Annotated in this window: 15 protein-coding genes; 12 read left to right on the top strand and 3 right to left on the bottom strand. The window is 40.9% G+C overall.

The window, feature by feature from the left end; genetic code table 11:
• Window positions 1-56 precede the first annotated feature (56 nt).
• The 6 genes from ABIB30_RS19075 to ABIB30_RS19050 all read left to right on the top strand — a co-directional run bounded on the left by ABIB30_RS19075 (window position 57) and on the right by ABIB30_RS19050 (window position 5,700).
• Window positions 57-611 carry a hypothetical protein gene (locus ABIB30_RS19075; protein ID WP_354304647.1) on the top strand — a complete coding sequence of 185 codons (555 nt, stop codon included), beginning with the start codon at window positions 57-59 and terminating at the stop codon, window positions 609-611.
• 83 nt (window positions 612-694) lie between these two features.
• Window positions 695-1,543, top strand: coding sequence for a bifunctional helix-turn-helix domain-containing protein/methylated-DNA--[protein]-cysteine S-methyltransferase (locus ABIB30_RS19070; RefSeq protein ID WP_354304646.1), 849 nt, complete (start codon window positions 695-697; stop codon window positions 1,541-1,543).
• 1 nt (window position 1,544) lies between these two features.
• Window positions 1,545-2,258, top strand: a complete 714-nt coding sequence (locus tag ABIB30_RS19065) for a 2OG-Fe(II) oxygenase (protein WP_354304645.1) — start codon at window positions 1,545-1,547, stop codon at window positions 2,256-2,258.
• Between the two features lie 5 nt (window positions 2,259-2,263).
• Entirely contained in the window at window positions 2,264-2,530 is a 267-nt protein-coding gene (locus tag ABIB30_RS19060) for an Ada metal-binding domain-containing protein (protein ID WP_354304644.1), read from the top strand.
• A complete protein-coding gene (locus ABIB30_RS19055; RefSeq protein WP_354304643.1) occupies window positions 2,503-3,102 on the top strand; it encodes an alpha-ketoglutarate-dependent dioxygenase AlkB family protein in 600 nt (199 codons plus the stop codon). The genes ABIB30_RS19060 and ABIB30_RS19055 overlap by 28 nt, the downstream gene beginning before the upstream one ends.
• 51 nt (window positions 3,103-3,153) lie before the next feature.
• Window positions 3,154-5,700, top strand: a complete 2,547-nt coding sequence (locus tag ABIB30_RS19050) for a hybrid sensor histidine kinase/response regulator (protein WP_354304642.1) — start codon at window positions 3,154-3,156, stop codon at window positions 5,698-5,700.
• Window positions 5,701-5,702: 2 nt separating this feature from the next.
• Here the strand turns inward: ABIB30_RS19050 and ABIB30_RS19045 are convergent, their stop codons facing one another.
• The gene (locus ABIB30_RS19045; protein ID WP_354304641.1) at window positions 5,703-7,031 is read right to left on the bottom strand and encodes a sigma-54-dependent transcriptional regulator; all 1,329 of its coding nucleotides are present in this window, start codon (window positions 7,029-7,031) and stop codon (window positions 5,703-5,705) included.
• A gap of 95 nt (window positions 7,032-7,126) precedes the next feature.
• Complete coding sequence (locus ABIB30_RS19040) at window positions 7,127-7,585, bottom strand: hypothetical protein (RefSeq protein ID WP_354304640.1); 459 nt, start codon at window positions 7,583-7,585, stop codon at window positions 7,127-7,129.
• Between the two features lie 235 nt (window positions 7,586-7,820).
• On the opposite strand from ABIB30_RS19040, the gene ABIB30_RS19035 reads away from it, so the two are divergent.
• The 5 genes from ABIB30_RS19035 to ABIB30_RS19015 all read left to right on the top strand — a co-directional run bounded on the left by ABIB30_RS19035 (window position 7,821) and on the right by ABIB30_RS19015 (window position 12,523).
• Window positions 7,821-8,066, top strand: a complete 246-nt coding sequence (locus ABIB30_RS19035; protein ID WP_354304639.1) for a hypothetical protein — start codon at window positions 7,821-7,823, stop codon at window positions 8,064-8,066.
• A gap of 66 nt (window positions 8,067-8,132) precedes the next feature.
• Window positions 8,133-9,359 (top strand): sterol desaturase family protein, encoded by a 1,227-nt coding sequence (locus ABIB30_RS19030; protein WP_354304638.1) that lies wholly within the window; start codon window positions 8,133-8,135, stop codon window positions 9,357-9,359.
• A gap of 50 nt (window positions 9,360-9,409) precedes the next feature.
• Window positions 9,410-9,847: an RrF2 family transcriptional regulator gene (locus ABIB30_RS19025; RefSeq protein ID WP_111632967.1), complete on the top strand. Its 438-nt coding sequence runs from the start codon at window positions 9,410-9,412 to the stop codon at window positions 9,845-9,847.
• A gap of 87 nt (window positions 9,848-9,934) precedes the next feature.
• Window positions 9,935-10,726 (top strand): uroporphyrinogen-III C-methyltransferase, encoded by a 792-nt coding sequence (gene cobA / locus ABIB30_RS19020; protein ID WP_354304637.1) that lies wholly within the window; start codon window positions 9,935-9,937, stop codon window positions 10,724-10,726.
• A 189-nt stretch (window positions 10,727-10,915) separates the two neighbouring features.
• Window positions 10,916-12,523, top strand: a complete 1,608-nt coding sequence (locus tag ABIB30_RS19015; RefSeq protein ID WP_354304636.1) for a S8 family peptidase — start codon at window positions 10,916-10,918, stop codon at window positions 12,521-12,523.
• A 68-nt stretch (window positions 12,524-12,591) separates the two neighbouring features.
• Here the strand turns inward: ABIB30_RS19015 and ABIB30_RS19010 are convergent, their stop codons facing one another.
• On the bottom strand, window positions 12,592-15,102 hold the full coding sequence (locus ABIB30_RS19010; RefSeq protein WP_354304635.1) for an NACHT domain-containing protein: 2,511 nt from the start codon (window positions 15,100-15,102) through the stop codon (window positions 12,592-12,594).
• A 335-nt stretch (window positions 15,103-15,437) separates the two neighbouring features.
• Here ABIB30_RS19010 and ABIB30_RS19005 point away from each other — a divergent pair, with 335 nt between their 5' ends.
• Complete coding sequence (locus tag ABIB30_RS19005; RefSeq protein ID WP_354304633.1) at window positions 15,438-25,364, top strand: Ig-like domain-containing protein; 9,927 nt, start codon at window positions 15,438-15,440, stop codon at window positions 25,362-25,364.
• The last annotated feature ends 10 nt before the right edge of the window (window positions 25,365-25,374 follow it).

Raw genomic sequence — 25,374 nt, 5'->3', positions numbered from 1 at the left:
ATTCAGGTTGATAGCAGGATTTTATTACCTTGTGTGCTTTGCAGGCCTGTTTTTTTATGAAGAAATATATTTTTTATACCCTATTGGTTAGCTTACTTTTCGGAGTAAATTTAGTGTCATTCGCGCAGAAAGGAATTGATTGTACCCAGGTGCTTGATCAGGAGCCTTATTTTGCGAAGCATCAAACATTGCAAAATGACTCCCTCTTTTTAAGAGATCTCGAAATCCTGAAACATTGCGGAAACTACGGGAATGTGGATAGTTTACTGCTAAAAGGTTCGGTACTTTCCGCGTTTTTGCGGACCGCGATGGATGAAGGACAGCCTGCTACTTACCGCACGATGATCGGATTTATGGATAAGTTTAAGGATACACAAGACTACCTTCAATTTGTAGCGTCCTTAAAGCTTTACAAGAGCCTGGAAAATAGAAAAGTGAATCTGGAGGAGTGGGATCTTGCTCAGCCGTTTTTTGTGAAAATGGGTTTTACCCAAAATGATATTGATGATTTCAAGCAGTTTATTGCTAAACCTGCCCATCATGAACTGACTTATATTTCAGCTTACTACCTGTACATGAAAGAACTTAATGAAGTTACAGGAAGCAAGTAATTATTGAAACAGAGCAAGTTTCGGGTGGTTAAAGCTTGTTGTTGTCTTTACTTTTGTATGGTCAGATAAATTATACGAAAAAAATGAAAGCACAGGAAGAAACTAATTATAGCCGTATTGCCCAGGCAATCAGTTATCTTAATGGCAACTTTAAAACTCAGCCCAGTCTGGAAGAAGTTGCCGGAAAAATCAATCTCAGCCCCTTTCACTTTCAAAGATTATTTACAGAGTGGGCAGGGGTAAGTCCGAAGAAATTTCTGCAATATCTAACCGTTGAACATGCAAAGAAGCTATTGAAAGAAAATCAGGCGACACTCTTTGAAACTGCATTTGAAACGGGGCTTTCCGGAACAAGCAGGTTGCATGATCTGTTTGTCAATATCGAAGGGATGACCCCTGGTGAATATAAAAACGGCGGGGAAAACCTGGCGATCAATTATAGTTTTGCTGAAACGCCTTTTGGTAATATTCTGGTAGCCTCTACGGCTAAAGGGATCTGTCATATTGCCTTTACTGAGCATGCAGAAGAAGCATTGGAAAACTTGAAAATTAAATTCCCCAAAGCTATTTACCGGCAGTTTGCTGATGCCGCTCAACAACATGCACTTTATATCTTTACGCACGACTGGGATCGCATCAGTGAGATCAAGTTACATTTAAAGGGAACAGATTTTCAATTGAAAGTGTGGGAAACTTTATTGAAAATTCCGACTGGACAGCTGACAACATATGGCGCTATTGCCAAAGAAATAGGAATGCCCTCAGCCTCCAGAGCAGTAGGTACAGCAATAGGTGCTAATCCTGTAGCGTTTATAATCCCCTGTCACCGGATTATTCAAGCCACAGGCTCACTTGGTCAGTATCATTGGGGAAGTACGCGTAAAACAGCTATAATTGGATGGGAAGCGGCAAAGACAGCTAGCGAAGCATAGGATGGATACAATTCAGGAAAAAATAGAAGCTGCAGACTGGCAGCAGCTCACAGAAAACATGCACGATCGGGGCTATGCTGTGCTTAAAAATATATTATCGGCAGAAGATTGTGCCGGATTGATCAGTAATTATCATCATCCGGACGCTTACCGGAAAACTGTGATTATGGAGCGATACCGTTTTGGTGCAGGAGAGTATAAATATTTCAATTATCCGCTGCCGGCCTTGATTCAGTCTATCAGAACATCAGTTTATCCCCATCTTGCTCCGATTGCGAATACCTGGATGAAAGTTCTTCGCCTGGATAATCAATATCCAATGCTTCATGAAGAATTTTTAACCAATTGTAAGGCGCAGCAGCAAAACAAAGCGACTGTACTTATTTTGAAATATGGGCAGGGAGGATATAACACGCTGCATCAGGATCTTTACGGAGATCTTTATTTTCCGATACAACTGGTGCTGTTCTTAAATGAACCAGGAACTGATTATGAAGGCGGTGAGTTTGTGCTGACCCAGCAAAATCCCAGAGCACAGTCCAAAGCTATTGTGTTAAAGCCCCGCAAGGGTGATATGTTGTTGTTCACCACCAATTTCAGACCTGCAAAAGGTAGCAGAGGATATTATCAGATAAAGATGAAACATGGGGTCAGTGAAGTACAAAGTGGAGAACGTTATGCTATTGGGATCATATTTCACGATGCATTAACTTAAATCTGATGAATCCTGTAAATTTGCTGAATCATACAGAAATTAGTGCTGCCCGGCTAATAATGCTGATCAGAAAAGGTGAAATTACCTTAGGTGGAAATAAGAAACTGAAGATCTATGGGCTGTTGAGTTGTAAAAGCGGAAAGCGAATGAAAGCAGAGAACAGGGTGTTTTTTACAGATGAACAGCAGGCTATAGCAAACGGATTCCGCCCATGCGGAAATTGCAAAAGAAACTTATACAAGAAATGGATTTATTTAGTACCGGAGCGTTAGTTAATTTGTTGCCTTATGATGGCGAAGTGATTTATTATGGTCAATTAATACCTGCTGATAAGCTCAATTATTATCTGGAACGGTTAATGAACGAAGTTATCTGGAAAAATGATGAAGCAGTCATTTTTGGCAAACAGATCATCACGAAAAGGAAAGTTGCCTGGTATGGAGATGCTGAATATGCTTACACTTATTCCAATACAACTAAACACGCGTTGTTATGGACTGCAGACCTGCTGGCTTTAAAGAATTTGGTAGAACAGCAAACAGGCGCCCGGTTTAATTCTTGCCTGCTTAATTTATACCATGATGGCGATGAAGGGATGGCATGGCATAGTGATGATGAAAAATCGCTGGGCAGGAATACGACGATTGCTTCCTTAAGTTTTGGTGCGGAGCGTAAATTCGCCTTCAAGCATAAAGACACGAAACAAGTGGTTTCATTGCTGCTGGAAAATGGGAGTTTACTGGTCATGAAAGGAACTACGCAAACGCATTGGCTGCACCGTTTACCAAAGACCACCAAAGTTACCAGGCCAAGAATAAACCTAACCTTCAGGACTATCGTGTAACAAATTCTTTTGATCATTGTTATCTTTACTGGATATTATCAAAACCAGCGAATGATAGATGTTTCCCGGAAAAGTTTTTTAAGCGATGCCAAAGGCAAAATTATAATAGGTTTCACCCTGGCCTTCTTTGCCCTTTTTTTAGCCTGGGGAGTTAGTAAAATTGCCTTCGATGAGATGCTGGGTACAGTGGATACCATTTCAACACCAAACGTTAAATTACGCCTGGTCAATATGGTTTCCCGGAAAATAGCCAGTCTGGATCAGCAGCAAAAAAACCTTGCCTTTAATTCACCGGGTAACTATAGCAATTTCTTTAAACAATCCGGACAGCTCAGGCTCATGCTGGATACTTTAGGAGGCATGTATGCCTCCGATTCTGTTCAGCTGAGCAGGATTAAATCTATAGAAAAACTGTTGGTGCAAAGGGATAAACAGTTTATCAGCTATCTTAAGGTCAGAGAGGGGCTGGTGAATAATAAATCATTTACTCAGGAAGTCCAGAAGTTGAACGAATTAGTAAATAAGGGGCAGCAACAACAAGACAGTACCATCGTAACCACAGAAAAAAAGACTTCTACAGTGACCATATTACCAATCGATGAATCCAAACAACGCAAAGGATTTTTCAACCGGCTGTTTAATAAAAAGAAGGAAGAAGAAGATAAATCTTACCAGGTTACCAATGAAGAAAAGATAAAAAGAGATACGATTGCCCTGGCAGGGGAGACTGTAATCGCAAAGGGACTGGAAAAATCATTGCGTACCATAGCGAAAGAACAGCAATTGAAAAGTGCCCGGTTTTTAGACAGAGAAGCTATTCTTGCCAATGCGAACGATGCACTGATCCGTCAGATGCTCGATATTCTCAGAAAAGTAGAAGCAGAGGTGGTTGCCCAGATAGAACAAAATGGCATAGCAGCAAAAGCTGTGGTGAATACTGGGATTACGAGAATAAGCTTCATTATGATCGGGTTTTTCTTATTAACCGTCGTGTTGTTGTACCTGATTTTAACAGATATCACGAAAAGTAATCTTTACAGGAAAGAATTGGAAGCTGCAAGGGATGAAGCAGAATATCATGGAATGGCAAAACAACGTTTTCTTTCCAATATGAGCCACGAAATCAGAACACCTTTGCAATCTATTATTGGCTATGCTGAAATCATCAGAGAGCAAGAACACCCTAAAAAAAAGGATATTGATGCGATCTACCATTCTTCTGAGCATTTGCTCCAGATTGTAAATGAAATTTTAGATTATAACCGGATTATCTCAGGGAAATTTACCTTTCAGCAAAAAGCCTTTAATATCAGGGAGCTTTTAGAAGATGTGGTTACGATCATGGAACCGCAAGCTGAACAGAAAAGCTTGAAAATGCGGACAGAAATAGAGCTTCATGATACTGATTTCGTTATTGGAGATGCTTTCAGGCTAAAACAGATTTTATATAACCTGTTAAGTAATGCGATTAAGTTTACGCAAACAGGTGAAGTGCTGTTGAGTGTCTTTTATAAGCGGCAATCAGATAATCTGCATTTTACTTTCATGGTAAAGGATACTGGGATTGGATTAACTGAAGAAGAAAGCAACCGCATTTTTAATGAATTTGAGCAAATTGATTCACCCGATAAAGAAGTGATCAATAAAGCAGGTGCGGGCCTTGGGCTCACAATTATTAAATCACTGGTAGAAAACCAGGACGGACGTATTTATGTCAAAAGTAAACCTGGTGAAGGGAGCATTTTTACCGTATATCTGACTTTCAAAATTGCGGCTGTGCCGGTTGGAGAGAGCCAGGTGCCACAGCTCAGCGAAAAGACTTATGTGAAGGATAAAGTATGGGTGGTAGATGATGATCAGCTGATCCTGGACCTTTGTCAGATCATTTTTACTAAAAAGAATATTACTCATTTCTGCTTTAACACACCGGCAGCTATGCTTGCCGCAGCCTGGGATCCTGAAGTTAAATATATCTTGATGGACATGCGTATGCCCGAAATCTCCGGGGCAGAGCTTTGTGGTTTGATGAGAGCGAGAATCCCCTCAGACGTTAAAATATACGCAATGACCGCCCAGGTTTTACCAGAGGAGTTGGAATCAGTATTACAACAGGGATTTGATGGGTTGATTATGAAACCATTCCGGGAAAGTGATCTGCTCGATGTTTTCAGTACAACGACGCTGCCAGAAAATGCAGTTCAGCAAAAACGAAAAGTTAAATCGGTAGCTCAAAAACAAGCGATGGACGAATTTGCCGGGATTGCACTGGATACAACAGTCGTAGAAAAAATGACTTTTGGTGATCAGGAATTGTTATTAAGTATTCTGAACAGGTTTAAGGAAGACTGCCAGCATGATATGGTGGAACTTCAGCAAAGTATCCAGACAAATGATCAGCCTTTAGCGAGATTGATTGTTCACCGTATTGCCGGAAGGACAGCACAGATGGGATCAGGACAGCTTGCAGCAGAATTCAGGACTATGGAAATTGAACTTTCTGAGGTGCAGGACATCAATCAGCAGCTTCAGGATAAGCTGGAACGCTTAATTAAAAGACTGAGTTTACTTATGCAACTGGTAGATCAGAAAATTAGCTGAGCTTATTCAATCTCGTAGCGCTCCATTTTACTGTAAAGCGTCTTTCTGTCTATATTAAGAAGTTTTGCTGCTTTTGATTTATTGTACTTAACCTTAATCAATGTTTCCAGAATCAGTGTTTTTTCATTGCTTTCATTGATCGCTTTCAGGTCTGAACCACCTGGTTTAGGGGTCTGCTTGATGGCCAGTATCATTTCGTCGGGCAGCGATTCAATACCAGCAGTATCAGTTGGGGTCAATAAAACCATCCTTTTAATCACGTTTTTCAACTCTCTTAAGTTTCCAGGCCAGTCATATTGCAAAAGCAGATCTTTAACCGGGCCGGATAGATGTTGTACATTTCTGTCCAGTTCAGTATTGGAAAGTTTGATGAAGTGGTTAATAAACAATTCCAGATCCTTCCCACGGTCACGCAGTGCGGGTAAAAGAATTTTAAACTCGTTTAAACGATGATACAGATCTTCACGGAATTCTCCGTTTTGTATGCTGTTTAGCAGGTCGTCATTAGTTGCAGTGATGATACGCACGTTAACCGGGATCTTTTTAGTACTGCCCAATGGCTGGATCACTCTTTCCTGTAAAGCCCTTAATAGTTTTACCTGGACTTCATAACTCAGGTTCCCTACTTCATCCAAAAATAAAGTACCACCTTCGGCAGCCTCAAATTGTCCTTTTTTGTCATTTACGGCGCCTGTAAAAGCACCTTTAACATGACCGAACAACTCACTTGCAGCCAGGTCTTTGGAAAGTGCCCCGCAGTCAATTGCGACAAAAGGTTTGGTGTTTCTTTTGCTTTGTGTATGCAAAGTACGGGCGGCATATTCTTTACCTGTTCCACTTTCTCCCTGGATAATTACAGACATATCTGTTGGTGCAACCAGGTCTATATGTGCATAAAGCTTATCTGCTGTTGTACTCTTTCCTTTGATGAAATCCTCATGTTCAACCGAAGCAGGCTGACCTTTTTCTTCTTTTTTCTCCAGAGAGCCTCTGATAATCATCAGCAGTTCATCAGGATTCACAGGTTTGGTAATATAATCTATTGCTCCAAGCTGGATAGATTTTACCGCAGTTCTTACATCATTAAAACTGGTCATGATCACGACCGGATAATTTAATCCGTTTTCCCGCAAATGTGCGAGTACATCAAGTCCAGTTCCATCAGGAAGGCGGTAATCTATTAGGAAAAGTTCGAAATTGTGTTGCGAAATGATCTTGAAAGTACTTTTGACATCATGAACAACATAGGGTTCATGACCATGCTTTTTAAGAAAGCCTTCTAACAACTGTGAGAAAGTCAGATCATCTTCAATAATAAGGATTTTCGCCATAAGTATCCGCTTCGCTTTTTGAATATACGGCAAAAATACAAAAGCCGGAGAACTTCCGGCTTTTATATTATTTATATTTTTATTGTGTGTAGCAATTATTGTTGAACCACACCGTCAGCACCTACTTTCAAGAAGGCTACTTTATCGTCTTTTTTAACATCTACTTGATAATAAGTTGATTTATCCGCATTGGTAATTAAAAAAGCTGTAGTTGGTGTCCACTCTTTATAAGCATCAGCTTTTAAAGTAGCTTTTACCGGATCAGGTAATGCTTCAACCTTTACAGGAACTTTAGCTGAACTGTCTTGTTTAACTGTACTGTCTAGTTTAGCTGTATAAGCTGCACTATCTGTTTTCATTGTATTTATTGCGCTATCTGCTGCAACTGTATAAGCTGCACTGTCTGCTTTGAATGTGTTAGCTGTGCTATCTAATTTAACTGAATAAGCTGCGCTATCTGCTTGAATTGCAATTGGGTTTTTAATTTCATTTGCTTTAACTGTTGATACTCCTGCGATTGCTAAAACTGCTGCTGATAAAATGAAACTTCTCATATTCTGTTTATTTAAATTTAAAATTCTAATTAACTAATTCTGTTTAGCTATGTATCATAATGGTGCCAGCGTGCCAGAAAATAGTTAATACGCTTTAGTTTAGTTATTTAAGGTTTTTGTCCTGAAAAAACGGTGTAGACATTCTCTACAGTCTGCCCCCATAACACAGCAATTTCATTAGAACAAATCCTTTTGGCAAACGTTATTAAGCTATAGAAACTTAATTATAAACGCTATGACCTATAAAGAAATGCTGAATTCATTGGCAGAAAAGACCGCTGATACCTATAATTCTTACTTACAGGCTAAAATCTCAACAGCAATTGAAGGTGATGGACTTTCTGCTGAAAAAGCTGAACAGCACAGAGCAGAATATGAAAGACTGGAAAAGAAACTCGTTGCGCTGATAGCTACGATTAAAAATGAGGAGTCCATCAATGAACAGGCTCCCGATAATTTCTACGAAGACTTCATTAAATAAAGACTATAAAATTAGTAGTCTTTATTTATATTAGGTATTTTTGAATTTATAAATCAAGAATGTCCTATGAAGTTACCTTTAAACTACCTTGCTTTCATTATACCTGTATTCTTTATTTTCCTGCTGCTGGAATACAAACTGGCAAAGCGTAAAAAGAAAGAACACTATTTTAAACATGAAAGCTCGGTAGCTAATGTAAGTATTGGGATAGCAGAACGCTTGATCAACCTGTTTGTCACTGCTGGTTTCTACCAGGTTTTTGATTGGATATATACCAATTATGCAATTATTCATATTCCCAATAGCTGGTGGGTCTGGATTATATTAATGCTGGCAACCGATTTCCTTTGGTATTGGTACCACCGGCTTGGACATGAGATTAACTTTTTATGGGCAGCGCATATCGTGCACCATCAAAGTGAGGAATTCAACCTCACTGTCTCCGCGCGGATTACAACACTACAAGCCTTGATCCGTAATATCTTTTACGCGGTTCTTCCCTTGATTGGTTTTCACCCGGTCATGGTTTTCACTATTCTGCTGGTTCATGGTGCGTATTCCTTCTTCACACACACGCAATTGGTGGGTAAGTTAGGCTGGCTGGAGCATATCCTGATTACCCCATCTCTGCATGGTGTCCATCATGCCAGCGATGAAAAATATCTGGATAAAAATTATGGAGATGTATTTACCTTTTGGGATAAGCTTTTTGGTACTTTTCAATTGGAAGAAGAAAAACCAAATTACGGGCTTACTCATCCATTAAAAAGCTATAGTTTCCTGTGGCAGCATTTCCATTATTACCTGGAGCTTACAGAAGCGTGCCGGCGGGTTAAGGGCTTTAAACAGAAATGCCGGATTATTTTCGGGAGTCCTGCAATATTAGATCAGGATATTCGCCCTGCACTGGAAAAAAGGTTCTTAGCGCAGGGTCGCAAGAAGAACCCCCAGTTTAAAATCAAAAACTACCTCAATGCCCAGGTTATCTTCTCCATTTTGCTGCTTACTGGATTTACAGCCTGGTTTCCTGTGCTCGGAAAGGCCGATAAACTATGCATTGCAACAATCATCGTGCTGACACTAATCAACTGTGGAGCCCTGATGGAACAACGTAAATATATTTATGAACTGGAATGTATCCGGATAATTCTGTTGTTAAGTTATCTGCTATGGAAAGCTGATATATTGGAATGGGTAGTTCTTCCCGCAGTGGCCATGCTGCTGATGGAACAGTATTTCCAGCTCAGTAAATTATACTATCGCTACGTATTGCGTGATGAAACGTTATATTAAATCCGTGACATTTATCAATACCTAAATCTTTTCTTAACTTTGTTTCTAATATGTTGTCTAAGAAAACAAAATATGCCATTAAAGCACTGGTGGCTTTAGGCAAGAACGTTGAGAATCCTCCAATGCAGATCGTAAGATTAGCAGAACAGGAGATGATACCCAGAAAATTCCTGGAACAGATATTACTGGACTTGCGTAATGCAGGTTATCTGTACAGTAAAAAAGGTGCAGGTGGAGGCTACAGTCTGAACAAGAATGCTGCGGATATATATCTGGTGGATATTCTAAGGATAACAGATGGGCCCATCGCTATGGTTCCTTGTGCAAGTTTAAAGTTTTATCGTAAATGTGATGAATGCCACGATGAAAAAACATGCGGGATCAGAAAGACATTTATTGATGTCAGAGATGCAACCCTTGAAGTGCTTTCAAAAACCTCAGTGGCAGACGTGATTGCGCGTGAAAGCAACGGGGAAATGATGTTTTAAATTTATTATAAAAAAAAGACGACTATTTAAATAGACTTTATTATATTTGTTTATCAGCAAGTATATAAACCTTTAAAATAGCCGGTTATGATTTTAAATAAAATAAAAAACAGCATTCAGGAACCCCGTATCACTTTAGTAGGAGCCGGCCCCGGAGATCCTGATTTAATAAGTTTAAAAGGAGTAAAAGCGCTCAACACTGCAGCTGTTGTTTTGTATGATGCCTTAGTGAATGGTGCTTTGCTGAATCATGCCCCGGAACACGCTATCAAAATATTTGTAGGAAGTCAATCTGATGGGGAATCCTTCTCACAAGATGCTGTGAATAAATTAATGATTGATTACGCTTTGAATTACGGCCATGTGGTAAGGCTTAAAAGCGGTGATCCTTTTGTATTCGCCAAAGGTTTCGAAGAAATAAATTTCGCAGAATCTTATAGTATTCAAACTGAAATTGTACCGGGTATCTCCAGTGCGATTGGTGTTCCTGGTTTGCATAAAATCCCAATGATATATGGGAATATGAGCGAAAGCTTCTGGGTATTGTCCGGAGTCAATTCAAAAGGGGAAATTTCTTCAGATCTGAAAGGAGCAGCACAATCCAAAGCAACTGTAGTTGTTTTAATGGGAATCGAAAGAATCAGGGAGATTGCTGCTATTTTTATGGCTGAAGGAAAAGATAGATTACCTGTTGCAGTTATTGAAAACGGCTCTGCGCATGACGAGAAAACAATTGTAGGCGTTGTGGAAACTATAGCTGAGTTAGTGGAAGATCATAAAATTTCTTCACCTGCCTTATTGGTTTTTGGTGAGGTAGTTTCCCTGCATCCATCCTTTGCCAGAATCAGGGATTTCTACTATACCCTTTCTGAAGGATAAAAAGTTAAATAAAAATCTTATAAGTTTATAATAAAAAGCCAGGAGAAATTCCTGGCTTTTTGATTTATAATCAGGCGCAAACCATTACCTTTGAATATAAGGGTAAAAGCCCGCAGTTAACCAAATTTGATAGCTGCAGCATAACTAAATACCAATAATAGCGTTTAGAGTATAATTTAATTAACACATATGAACACATTAAAAAATAAAGTTGTATTGCGCGGAATATTCAGTGCCGCACTTATAGCTGGGTTAGGATTCAGCTCTTTTGCTCAGGTTCAAAAAGATAATTGGCATAATCTTGATTTTAAGAAGGATTCTGTATTTGGGGTAAGCACTGAAAAAGCATACCTGGAATTACTAAAAGGTAAAAAATCTACACCAGTGATTGTAGGCGTACTGGATGGTGGGGTTGATATTAAACATGAAGATTTACTAAGTGTAATCTGGGTAAATAAAAAAGAAGTTGCTGGTAATGGAAAAGACGACGATAAAAACGGATATATAGATGATGTAAATGGCTGGAACTTTATTGGCTCAGCGAAAGGATCTGTAAGCCACGAAGCACTGGAGCTTACGCGTGTATTGCGCAGAGACAAGGCTAGATTTGAAGGTATAACTGCCGGGACGGTTAAACCTGCCGACAAACCAGCATTCGAACAATATCAAAAAGAACAAGCTGATTTCGACAAACAGACCAATGAAGCTAAAAATGCTGTTGCAAATATTGGGGGTTTAAAAATTGCACTGGATGCAATGGTGAAAAGCATGGGTAAAGAAAATCCAACTTTGGCTGATTTCCAAAATTATAAAGCTTCATCTGATATGGAAGGCCGTTTGAAAAACATTATGGTTTCTCAATTACAGAATTCAACTTATGAAGATTTCTACAAAGCACAGATCGTGAAAGGCCTGGAACACTATCAGGATCAACTGGCATATAATTTAAACCTTGACTTTGATCCCAGAGCTGAGTTTGTAGGAGATAACTATGCCGACAGCAAACAAAGAAATTATGGAAACAATGACGTTACAGGTCCTGATGCAAGTCACGGAACACACGTTTCTGGAATTATAGCTGCAAACCGTACCAATAATATTGGTATCAAAGGAGTAGCAGATAATGTTCAGATTATGGGTGTCCGTAGTGTACCAGATGGTGATGAACGCGATAAAGATGTTGCCAATGCAATCCGTTACGCAGTTTCTAATGGGGCAAGGGTTTTGAATATGAGTTTTGGTAAAGCTTATTCATGGGATAAGAATGCCGTAGATGAGGCTGTTAAATACGCGATGTCTAAAGACGTTTTGATTATTCAGGCAGCAGGTAATGACAATAAAGATCTTGATGTAGAGAAAAGCTTTCCGGACCGCAGATATGAAGGTGGTGGAACAGCAGAAGCTTATATTGTTGTAGGTGCTTCGGGATCTGCGGATGATAAAACTTTGAAGGCAGATTTTTCAAACTATGGAAAAACAACTGTTGATGTATTTGCACCTGGTGTGAAAATCTATTCTACAGTACCGGGATCGAAATATGAAGCCTATAACGGTACAAGTATGGCTGCTCCTGTAGTTGCAGGGGTTGCCTCATTAATCAGAGAATATTATCCTAAACTGACTGCTGTACAGGTTAAGGATATCATTATGAAGTCAGTTGTGAAAGTTGATCACAATGTAGATATAGAAGGTGCTGAAGGAGAAACGCCGAAATCGGTGCCTTTTGCTGATATTTGTATCTCAGGTGGAATTGTAAATGCTTATAATGCATTGAAGTTAGCTGCTGACTATAAGTAGAAATCAGCATTTCTTTGCATCAAAAACGGGTCTGTCTCTATAGAGGCAGACCCGTTTTTGATTGGCGCTTAAAACAATTGTCTTGAAACCTGGTGTTCATCAAGCAGACAAAGCTTCTCGTATTTGTATTCATTGACCAGATCGTACTCTTTCATATCAGTATAGATATTAATCAGCAGATTGAACATGAACATGGCGTTCAGCAGTACGTTATTTCTTCTGAAAAGTAACAAGCATTCCTTAGTATGATGAATTGCAATTTCATATTCTTTTCTATTGTAATATTGCTGAGCCTGGAACATCAGTAAAATCACTTCCTGATACTTGGCAAAATTAGTACAGTTCCTGTTTGATAGATAAACTATGATATTCTCAATCTGATCTGTTTTCTTTCCTGGTGCACTTCTGGAACTATACATTCCATAAACAGCAAGTATATAAATAGTGAAAGTAGTTCTTTTTGCAAATTCTCTTGGATGAAGTTTAACAATATTAGAAATGACTTCGTGGCCGGAAGTGGCATCACCAGTAAACAGGTTTACGTATAGGATCAGGAGATAGGAAATACCTTGCCTGGGATCAATATGATTCTCAGGCCTGACGCCAAAAGGGTTGTCGCCATTTCTTAAACTCTCAATATTGCCCAGCAAATTCCTTTCAGCAGGTTGCTCCGCATTAATCTTTGCATAAATAATTTGCAGTGCTTCTACCGGGTTGACCATCCAGTCGGCAGCATTCAGTGCACTGATGTTTTTTATTCTTGCCTTGATCGCTTCTTTATCCAGCTTAATGACTTCAAGCACGCCGAGTATCGAATTATAGACCAGTAAATGATCATCATTGCTTGCGATGTCAATTAAGGCCGCAACAGCCTCCTTGTAGCAGGAATCAATAAAATCAAAATTAATGAGTTTCGAGATGATAATCTCATGGAACTGATTTTCGTCCAGTACTCTGATAATGTCAGGATTAAACTTCGATCTGTATTTAATCTCTTCTGCCATAAACAGGATCAGGTAATTAGTCTCGAAACTGTTCAGGTTCAGTTTGAAAACAGATTTCAGCTCATGGAAATTACCTGTTTTGATCAGGAAACGTGTAGTCCACTGTAAAAGCTGAAAGCGTACCTGGTTAGCTTCATATTCGGTATTGATATAGGTGAAGAATTCCATGTTCACCTGCAGATGGAATTTTTCCAGAATTTCAACAAAAAGGAAATATTCGAACATATGCGGATGCAGAAAGCGTACATACTCTTTCGGGTGTGCATTTTCTGTCCGCTTCTCTTCCATCAGGATACCATCAGCAAGCAATTCCATATAAGCGTTCCGGAAAGCAGACAACTCAGAGAGCAAACTGTCTTTTTCTACCGCATTGGTTTGTTTTCCATATTCAGTAAGCTGAATGATTTTTTTAAGGAAGAGTATCTTTTCTGTATAATAGTTTGAGCGGTAAATCTTTTCCTGAATAAAACGGGAAACCAGCTCATAAAAAGTAATGTTTGTATAATAATTAAAATCAGGATCTTCTTCTTTTAGCTGATAATAGAGCTGGATATGCAATGGGAATTTCAGCTGGGCTTTGAGTCTCGGATTAATTTCTTTATTGTCCAGGTAATTGATTTTAGAAATGATAATGTCTACTTCCTTTTCCGTAAGGGGAGGAACATTGGACAGCTCATGAAGATTGAAGTAATTACCTGGGAACCATTTGGACTTTAGAAAAGAAGAATGGCGGATGCGTTCATAAAATCTCATCCAGGTGGTAGAGCGCAGACTCATCATTAATTTGATGTTCTTGAAGTCTTCCAATGAACAGATCAGGTTAATGATATTATCGAATAAGCGGTTCTTATCTTCTTTCTTTAAAATCAGCTCTGCAAATCCATCTAACATGATAATAAACTTACCACCATGTGCAGCCTGAATGTTATTGATATATTCCAGCGTATTTTCAGCGGGATCTATTTGCAGTTGGGCCTTAAGCTGATCCTCCATATTAAGTTCTGCCTGATCCTTACTAAAAAAATTATAGGCCTGAACAAATAATACAGTAGAATCTTTATAAGCTGCATCCTGTTTATAAAACAGATCTTCTGCTAAATGGCTGAGTAAAATCGTCTTTCCATAACCAGGTTGCGAAATTACACTAGTAAAAATATAATCGCCAGCATAGAACTCATCAAAATCATACTCAGCAAATTTTCGGCTGATTGTAATGTCATAAGGAATGCCAGATCTGTTCCTGATTGTTTTTAATGTGAACTGGGTGATCTTATCAGCTTTATCTTTAAGATTTTTCCATTCATCTGTAGGATGGACTGGTTGTGAAATATCGATTACATCGACCGATGCAATGTCAACGTATTCAGCGAGAGTGGTCAGGGTGAACGTAGAAAACTTATGTTTAACAACAGCGAAACCAAATAACCTTTTAATAGTCGTTTCACTTACGTTCTTGTTAAGGTGCTTACTAATCTCAATAGAGATTCTCTTACAGTCAGCAGGCGTAATAAATCGAATACCACATTTTAAGAGAATCAAGCTTTTAAGTTCGTTCAGCCGGTGACTGTATTCCATAGATCCGTTTTTTTCTATTGTATTATTCGAGTTTAGTTAAAAAGCTAGTTAGACACCAATAGTAACCGAATATACACATATACGTGATAAATGAACAGAAAGGATTTAAATAAAAAAAGAAACAAATTATACTTTAAGCAGATAAATGCTTTTAGAGTGCGTTTAAAAGCACATGATCAAAATTTTCTGAATTAGAAATTAGAAATTGAACAAAATGAATAGAATAAGGCGTTCATTTTGGTCAGTTCAAATGAATGATTTGAACACCTGATTAGAGGCGGCCTTTACTTAAAATTGTCGGAAAGTATTTAAAGTTAACCTCTAAAACTGCCGGTATGAAATATACGTCTACTCCCCGAATTTTAAAAAAATACCTCTGTCTTCTCGTTAGTATACTAGCTATAACGCTATTTGGTACACGATCGTATGCACAAACAAAAAATTACGCCACGGTAACTCCGTCAACGGGAATTGCCAGTTATAATATTGGATCGGATAATCCAAACTCCAATCCAGGTAATGTGGCATCGATCGATAATCCTGGAAATGCAATCTTGCAGCCGCCGGGAGCACCAGCTACATTGAATGCCAGATATTTCAGCTTACTCGGATTGGGGTATGAAGGGGAAGCGTACATACAGCTTAAATATGGTAGTCCTTTAATTGCCGGAAAAACGACTTATGTTCGTTTTGACCAGCCCACCAATAATGGCTTAAACCTCGATTTACTCGGAATTGTAGGAGATCTTACCGGACTCTTCTCCAAAAGAATTGTACAAATTGATGCTTATAGTGGTGCGACTGCTGGTAGCGATGGTACAATAATACCTGCTGCTAATATTTCGGCTACAGTTGTGACTGATGTTAACGGGAAAACTTATTTTGCAGTTACTTCATCAGTTGCTTACAATTCACTCCGTATCCGGTTAAGAGTACGTAGTAATGCTCTTTCAATCAGTCTTGGAAGTTCAATCAATATGAATGTATATCCTGCTTTCAATTATGATACCGATAATTGCAGCTCTTCTATATTTACGAGTGTAGCAGCGACAGGCTTAAATGTTTCTTTAACAAGCCTGGTAGCTAATCCTCAAAATGCTATTGATGGTAACTTGAATACTTTTTCACAACTTCAGGCAGGAGTAGTGACCTTAGGATCATCAGTTTCACAAACTATTTATTTAAACGGACTTTCCTCTGCAACAGATGTGGCTAAGGTCGTATTTTCCCAGGGTGGTTCCGTACTCAGTGTGAACGTACTGAAAACAATTACCGTGCAAGCCTATAATGGAAACACGGCGGTCGGCAATCTGAATTCACTTGGTACTTTAATTAACCTTGATCTGCTCGGTTTATTTACAAATAATACTCAGGTTCCGGTTTTCTTTACACCAGGCGCTCCATTTGACAGGATCAAAGTTACACTGGATAATGGCCTGGCCATAGGAGGTAACCTGCTGGCAGGAGGTTTGAATATTCACGAAGCGCAACGTACAGTACCTAAGCCATTATTTGACGGGGTAACTGGTAATGCACAAGCGTTATGCGGAGGTAGTACATTAATCTTAGCCCCTCAAAGTCCCAATGCTGGTTATACTTATAATTTCTACAAAAAAGTTGGTCCTAACGGACCAAGAACTGCTGCGACAGGTGTAACGGCCAATGTCCTTACAGAACCTGGTCTGGCAGCTGGCGTTTATACTTATTATGTAGCTGCGCAGAAAACCGGTTGCGTTGCAGAATCTGATCTGGACAGTGTTGTGGTAACTGTTAAACCAACATTGTTGTTCACTGCAACTCCATTGAGCAATGGTACAGTCGGCAAAGCATATACGAAACAAATTAACCCTGCAACCAGCGGAACAGGTCCATACACTTATGCAATTGCTCCGGGGAGTGCATTGCCTTTAGGTTTAACCCTGACTTCAGCAGGTCTGATCAGCGGAACACCTACTGCGGCAGCGGCAGCAACAACTTTTAGTTTGATCGCAACTGATGCCGGTGGATGTACCGCTACAGCAGCTCATACTTTAACTATCACAGGAACTTTAACTTTACCAGCGGCAACTTTGCCAAATGGTACAGTCAATAAGGTTTATCCGGATACACAATTGCCAACTCCAACAGGAGGCAGCACACCTTATACTTATGCTGCAACCAATCTGCCTCCGGGGGTTACCTTAAATCCGGCTACCGGATTATTAACAGGAACTCCTACAACTGCGGGTACCTATGCTATTCCGGTAACTGTTACCGATGCAGATGGAAATGTCGTGACTACTACTTATACGATTATAGTTAGAAGTCCGCTGGTACTCACAGCTTCAACTCTATTAGACGGTGCTAAAGGATTACCTTATACTCCTCAGATTATACCGTCAGCAACAGGTGGAAGCGGTGTCTTTACTTATAGTGCGACCAATGTGCCGCCTGGATTAAGTTTTGATCCGGTAACCAGGGCAATTACAGGTACACCAACACAAACGGGTACTTTCACTTTTCCAATCACTGTAACCGATAATGAAAACAATACTGCTACCCTGAACTATACTATTACTGTTAGAGATGCGCTGGCATTAGGTAATGTTATATTTCCTGACGGAGCGGTTAATGTGATTTATCCGACCCAGACGATTCCTGATGCAACTGGTGGAACCGGCCCTTATACTTATGCAGGTTTGAATCTGCCTCCGGGACTGACTTTTGATCCTTTAACTAAAACAGTTTCAGGAACACCTGCACAATCTGGTACTTTCACACTTTCAATCAAAGTAACCGATGCAGCAAACAATACAATCACTGTTCCTTATACTTTAAAGGTTGCCGGTGCACTTACACTGCCAGCTGCTACTTTAGCAAACGGTAAAGTAGGTGCGGTTTATACCTCTCCAAGTTTGCCAGCTGTTACAGGTGGTACAAGTCCTTATTCTTATAGTGTCGCAGCAATTCAATTACCTGCAGGTTTAAGTTTCAACGCTGCAACCCGGGTAATTTCAGGAACTCCAACTGCTGGTGGTAATTATACCATTACGATGAAAGCTACTGACAATGCAGGGAATACGACAAGTACGGATTATGCACTGAATATTACTGTTGATGCACCCATTTTAGCTGGTACGACTGTTTGTAGTGGTAACTCAGCAACTTTAACAGTTGATAATGTTACTGCCGGGGTAACTTATAATTTTTATTCTTCTACCGGGAATACTCCACTGGGTACCGGAACCACCTTTACTACACTTGCATTAACTGTTACTACTACATATTTTGCTGAAGCAGTTTCAGGAACAGCAGTAAGCGCGCGTATTCCGGTTACCGTAACCGTGAACCCTGCGCCCGATGCACCAACTGTAGTAATTAATAGCGTAACAATCAGCTCTGGCCAGACAGCTACCCTGCAAGCTACCGCTACATCTGGTTCAACTATCAAATGGTATGCAGCAGCAACAGGTGGCATTGAACTAGCTTCGGGCGGGACATTTACTACACCAGCACTAACAGCCAATGCTACTTATTATGCAGGAACATCCAATAGTTTTGGCTGTACCAGCGCAACCAGGGTTCCAGTTGTAGTGAGTGTGATTAATGGAACAGTCAATCCAAACTGTTATGCTGCAACCAAACAAGAAAGTGGAATTACAGGGGGCTTGCTATGTATTGCCTGTGCAATCTTTGATCCAGCTAATTCTACCGATGCCGATCTGACGAATTATACCAGAATATCGTTGCCTGCAGGTATTGGAACTACAGGATACCAACGTTTAATTTTCCAGAATCCTGGCGTAGCAACAGATAGTATCCGTCTTGATCTGGAAATACCATCAGGTCTGTTAGATTTATCAGTTCTTGGTGGAACTACCATTAACGTGATGAATGGTACAACTGTGGTGAGCAGCTATCCGTTAAACTCATCCCTGATTCATTTAAGTTTATTAGGAGGAAACAGATTTAAAGCCAGCGTTGTCGCGGGCGGCGTTTATGACAGAGTAGAAGTCAAAGTCAATGCACTTCTTTCTGCATTGATCAATGTATATATTTATGGTGCAGATGTGGTTGCCCCAAACCCAACAATAGTTACAGGCAATCAAACCATTTGTTCAGGTTCAACTGCCACGCTGCAAGTTGCACCAATAGCAGGTACGACCATTGCCTGGTATAGTGCTGCAACTGGTGGTACAATTTTATCGACCGAAAATATCTTTACTACACCAGCACTAACTGCAACTACGATCTATTACGTACAAGTAAGTAAAAACGGTTGTGCCAATGATACTCGTCTTCCTGTAACGGTTACTGTTACTACAGGCCTTACCGCTCCGGTGCTGGGCACAGTAGTTCCGGTTTGCGCAGGTTTACCAGCAACCTTATCAGTAGACAGTCCGATAGCTGGAATTACTTATAAATGGTATGCAGATGCTACAGGCGGAACGGCCTTATTTACAGGTACGGTTTTCACCACTCCTGCATTGACTACAGCTACAACATATTATGTAGAAGCGACTAATGGAAGTTGTGTTTCAGCAACTCGTACAGCAGCAAACGTCACTGTGAATGCCCGTCCGGTTACTCCACAGATTTCTACTGCAATGACTACGGTTGCCCAAGGTCAGCGCGTAAGCCTGACAGGGACTTCAACAGAAAACAATGTTACCTTTAACTGGTACACTGATGCTGCCGCAACAACTCCTGTATTTACTGGAGCAACCTATTTAACGCCACCGCTTACTGCCACTACAACTTTTTACCTGGATGCAATTTCTACAGTGACCGGTTGTGCTTCTTCGATCAGAGTACAACAGACCATTACTGTAGTGCCAACCGGAACACCTATACCAGTAGGTTGTGAAGGACCAATCAGTCAGACTAATGATGTTGGTGGCTTGGTTTCTATATTAGCCAGAGTAGATAACCCTGAATTGGCGATTGACGGAGATCAGCAAACAGGATCGACATTGGCGATACCAATAGGTATAGGCTCAAATGTTTATCAAAAAGCTGTTTTTGCCGGATTGTCCAACGTAGGTGATACTGTACGGGTACTGTTAAATTCACCAGGTCAGTTATTGTCACTTTCACTTGTTCCAAGTGTAACTGTAACTACTTATCAGGGTAACACCAGCAACAATGACGGTGTTGCTATAAATAATCCGATCATAAATCTTCAATTGTTAAGTGGTGGCAGTCAGGCCCTGCTTACCTTTGTTCCGGCCGCTCAGTTTGACGGTGTAGAAGTTAAATTGAACTCAGGTCTGCTGGGCGCTTTAACCTCTATTAACTTTAACTATGCAAAAAGAACAGCTCAAGCACCAGTAGTTGCCTCGGCCGATGTAACCGCTTGTTTAAATGCGCCAGCAACTTTATCTGTGCCTGCTCCGCAGCCAGGTATCATCTATAAATGGTACGATGCCGCGGGAACCTATTTAGGTAACGATGGAGCTACCTTTACTACACCTGCAATTACGGCAGCTACTAAATTCTTTGTTGAAGCATCCAGAGGAGGTTGCGGAAGTTCAAGAACTCAGGTGAATGTAACAGTTAGTCCTGCGCCTTCAACTCCATTATTACTTGCGCCTTCATTGAGTACCTGTGCAGGATCAAGCATACAAATCAAAGTACAAAGTCCTCAGTCAGGAGTAACCTATAACTGGTATAAAGCTGGTATATTGGTTCCTGGTCAGACAACCTCAATATTTACAGATGTAGTTACTGCAGCTGTAACGTATGAAGTAGAAGCTGTTAATACCTGCGGTACCACTTCTGCAAAAGCAGCAGTAGCAGTTACTGTCGGCAGCTTAACTCCACCAGTATTGACTCCTGCAGCAGTAACGATCAATTCGGGAGAAAAAGCAGTGTTGATTGCAAACTCATCAACCACTGGTTTAACTTATCATTGGTATGGTGCTGATCCGGCTATCACACCAGGTACACCAGAATTATCAACCTTAGCGAATGGTGCAAATGGAATGTTTGCAACTGATCCGCTAACCACAACTACTACTTTCTATGTAACTGCAGAAGGTGCAGCAGGAACTTGTATTTCGGCTGCCGCTTCGGTTGTAGTGACTGTAAACACGATTACACCAAATCCAGGCTCAGTTCCTTGTGAAGGTGCTACTGTTGCACAAGCTACAGAGGTTAACGGTCCTGCTTTATTCGCAGGTGTAGCTAATCCTGCTTTTGCAGTAGACGATGACGCTAATACAAGTTCTTCACTCTTTATTCCGGTTGGATTAGGAAATAGCTTTGTAAGTCAGCGTGTAGGTTTTGCAGGACTTTCAACTCCTGGTGATCAGGTTAAAGTCAGTCTCACTCAAACAGGTGCACTACTTACTTTGGGTATTGCCAACAGCATTACCGTAACGACTTATAAAAATGGAATAAGTAATAACGATGAAAAAAATATTACCGATCCACAATTGAATCTGAATCTGGTCACTGGAAATAAAGATGCGACAATCACTTTTACTCCAGGTACTACTTTCGATGCCATAGAGCTGAAACTTAAATCTGGAGCAGCAGGTCTGCTTACCTCTATCAATCTGAACTACGCACAGCGGATTATAGCGCCTCCAACTGTTGTTGCTACTGCGGTTTCAGCATGCGAAGGCAGCGCTGCAACACTTGCAGTGAGCAATCCTGTTACCGGAGTAACTTATACCTGGTATGACAGTTCAGGTGCAGTAGCAAGTAACGATGCGACTTTCAGTACACCAACTACGCTGACTGCAGGAACTTATACTTATACAGTAAATGCAACTCGTGGTACTTGTGCGGGATTAGTGAGAACTACGGTAACAGTTATTATTACCGGTGCAGCTCCGGCTGCGATACCAGCAGCAGGAAATCCAGCAACAACTTGTCTGAATACGCCTGTTACCTTAAGGGTAGATCCTGTTACAGGTGTTACTTACAATTGGTACGATGCATTGACTGCAGGAAACCTGATTGCCTCAAACACAAATAGCTTTATTACGCCAACTAGTCTGCCAGTAGGAACTACAACTTATTATGTAGAAGCCTCAAATGGTAACTCATGTGGAAACACATTGGCAAGAACTCCAATAGCCATTACTATAAACCCAGCTGCTACAGCTGCCGATATCGCTGTTACGGGTGCAGAAAATTCTGTGTGTGTGGGCACGGGTGCTATATTAACAGCAACAAGTACCTTGACCAACCCAGTATTTACCTGGTTTACAGATGTTGCATTAACTAATGCAGTATTTACAGGAGCAACCTTTAATGTGCCTTCAGTAACAGCAACTACAAATTACTATGTCACTGTAAAAGCAGATACCAAATGTGCTAACGCAGCGGGCATGGCCAAAGTGGTCACCTTAACCGTAAATCCACCAGCTACTGCTGCAGATATTACTGTGACTGGTATACCAGTAAGTACTTGTGCAGGTTCTCAGGTTACTTTAACAGCCAGCTCAGCGACAGTGATCAATCCGGTATTTATCTGGTATAAAGACGCTGCATTAACTATGGTGGCACAAACAGGAGCCACATTTGTTGCTACAGCTTCCGCTACGACTACATTATATTATGTAACCGTTCAGGGAACTAATAAATGTAAAAATGCTGCAGCAGATGCAAAAGTTGTCACTCTTGTTGTTAATCCACCTGCAACTGCGTCAGATATCAGTGTAAATGGTGTTCCGGCAATTCTCTGCTCGGGATCAGGCACAACCTTAACTGCCAGCAGTCTGACTGTGGTTAATCCAGTATTTACCTGGTACACAGATGCCACTTTAGTAAATGCAGTATTTACAGGTGATGTTTTCAATGTACCTGCACTGACAGCAAGCAAAACATATTATGTAACCGTACAGGGACTGAATAAATGTCCGAACCTGGCTGGCCAGGCACTGGCAATCACTTTAAATGTGAACGCTCCATTGAATTTTACAGGTAAGGCACTGAATGACGGTTCTACAATCAACCCATACAGTGTACAAATTGATCCTGCTACCGGTGGTACAGCGCCTTATACTTATGCGCTGGCATCAGGCAGTGCTTTACCAGCAGGGTTGACCTTGTCATCTGCAGGATCAATCAGCGGAACACCAACAACAGCTGGAAATTATACATTCACAATTAATGCCTCGGACAGTAAAGGCTGTAGTACTTCAGGTGTATTTACACTGAACATAGGTACTACAGCTGTACTGTCACTACCAGCAGCAACCTTGCCAGACGGACAAGTAGGTACTGCATATACTGTACAAACCTTGCCAGCTGCAATCGGTGGAACAGCTCCTTACACTTACGTAACTACCGGCGTGCCTCCAGGGTTAAACTTTGATCCTGCAACCAGGAGCATCACAGGAACACCAACTATAGGCGGTATGTTCACTGTGACCATGACAGTAACCGATGGTAGTAACAGAAACGCCTCGGCGAACTATCCGCTGAATGTGACTGTACCGGCACCAATTGTTGCTGATGGATCGAATTGTGGAGGAAGCCGCGTCACGTTAGTAGTTACCAATGCGGTACCTGCAATAACCTACAATTGGTTTGCAGATGCAACTGCAAGAATCCCGATTTTTACTGGAACAAGCTTCCAGACCCCTGCTATAACAGTGAACACTATTTACTATGTAGAAGGTCTGGCTGGAATAACCAGTACAAGAGTTGCTGTAAATGTGAACTTGAAATCTCCGGCCAGTTCAGCAGATATTACGATAACAGATATCCCATCTGTAGTGTGCGGAGGATCCGGTGCTAGCTTAACTGCAAGCAGTGCAACTGTAAGTAACCCAGTATTTACCTGGTACACCGACGCTGCATTAACCACGGCAGTATTTACAGGTGCGGTATACAATACCCCAGTACTTACCACCAATACCACTTACTATGTCACTGTACAGGGACCGAATACTTGCGAAAGCTCATCGGCCACTGCTAAAGTAGTTGTCTTAACTGTAAACCCAGCGTTGATCTTCAACGGTGCAACATTGGCCGGTGCGTCTACCTCAACTACTTATTCAGCACAGGTTGGTTCGGCAACTGGCGGTACTCCTGGATATACTTACAGTCTGGAACCAGGAAGTACACTTCCAGCAGGTTTATCGCTGTCATCGGCAGGCTTACTGACCGGAACACCAACAACAGCTGGAAGTTATGCTTTTGCTGTAACCGCAACTGATAGTAAAGGATGTACAGCGGTAGCTGCATTTGTTCTGGGTGTAGGCAGTAGTACACAAATGAACTTACCACCAGCAACTTTACCAGATGGACAGGTAGGCAGCCCATACATACCTCAAACCTTACCAGCAGTAGTTGGCGGAACAGCACCATACAGCTATTTAGCTACAGGCTTGCCTCCAGGGTTAAACTTTGATCCGGCAACCAGGATAATCTCAGGAACGCCAACACTAGGAGGAAGCTTCTCTGTAGTGGTAACGGTTACTGATGGAAACGGACTGACAGCAACCAATACTTATACCGTTAATGTTACCGTACCAGCATCGGCAGTAGGAGATGCAGTAAGTTGTGGAGGAAGTCCGGTTACCTTAACTGTCACTAATGCACTGACCGGTGTAACTTATAATTGGTACAATACCCCAACAGGAGGAAGCGTATTATTTACAGGTCCAGCCTTCCTTACACCAGCAATCACTGCAACGACTATCTTCTATGTTGAAGCGATTTCAGGAACAGCGACCAGTGGCAGAATTGCAGTTAATGTGACTGTTGCAGCAGCACTTTCATCACCAGTAGTGGTAGTGAAATCAAGTACACTGAGCAGTATCACTTTTGGCTGGAACGATGTTCCCGGAGCAACCAGTTATGAAGTATCAATGGATGGAGGAACTACCTGGACTAATCCAAGTTCGGGAGCAGCAGGCACCACACACCTGATCTCAGGACTTCCTGCAAACACGACCGTTAAATTGATGGTGAGAGCAAAAGGAAGTACAACCTGTCAAACCAGTGCTGCAGGCAGCGTAACTGGTACAGCAACGGATGGAACGGTACCTAACGATGTATTTATTCCGAATACATTCACGCCAAACGGAGATGGTAAAAATGATATCTTCTATGTCTATGGAAATGCAATCGCTAAATTGAGAATGCGTGTCTATAACCAGTGGGGACAATTCATATTCGAGTCATTGCAGCAGCAAGTAGGATGGGATGGCTCATTCAGAGGGCAGATACAACCGAATGGTGTATATGTATACTATGTAGAAATAACCCTCACAGACGGCTCTACAGATAAGAGAAAAGGAACAATAACCATTTTAAGATAAGAGACCCATT

This window comes from Pedobacter sp. UYP1 (genome assembly GCF_040547305.1).
In the GTDB taxonomy this organism is placed as follows: domain Bacteria; phylum Bacteroidota; class Bacteroidia; order Sphingobacteriales; family Sphingobacteriaceae; genus Pedobacter.
Note: the sequence above shows the minus strand (reverse complement) of the source record. Positions and strands in the feature narration are given on the sequence as shown.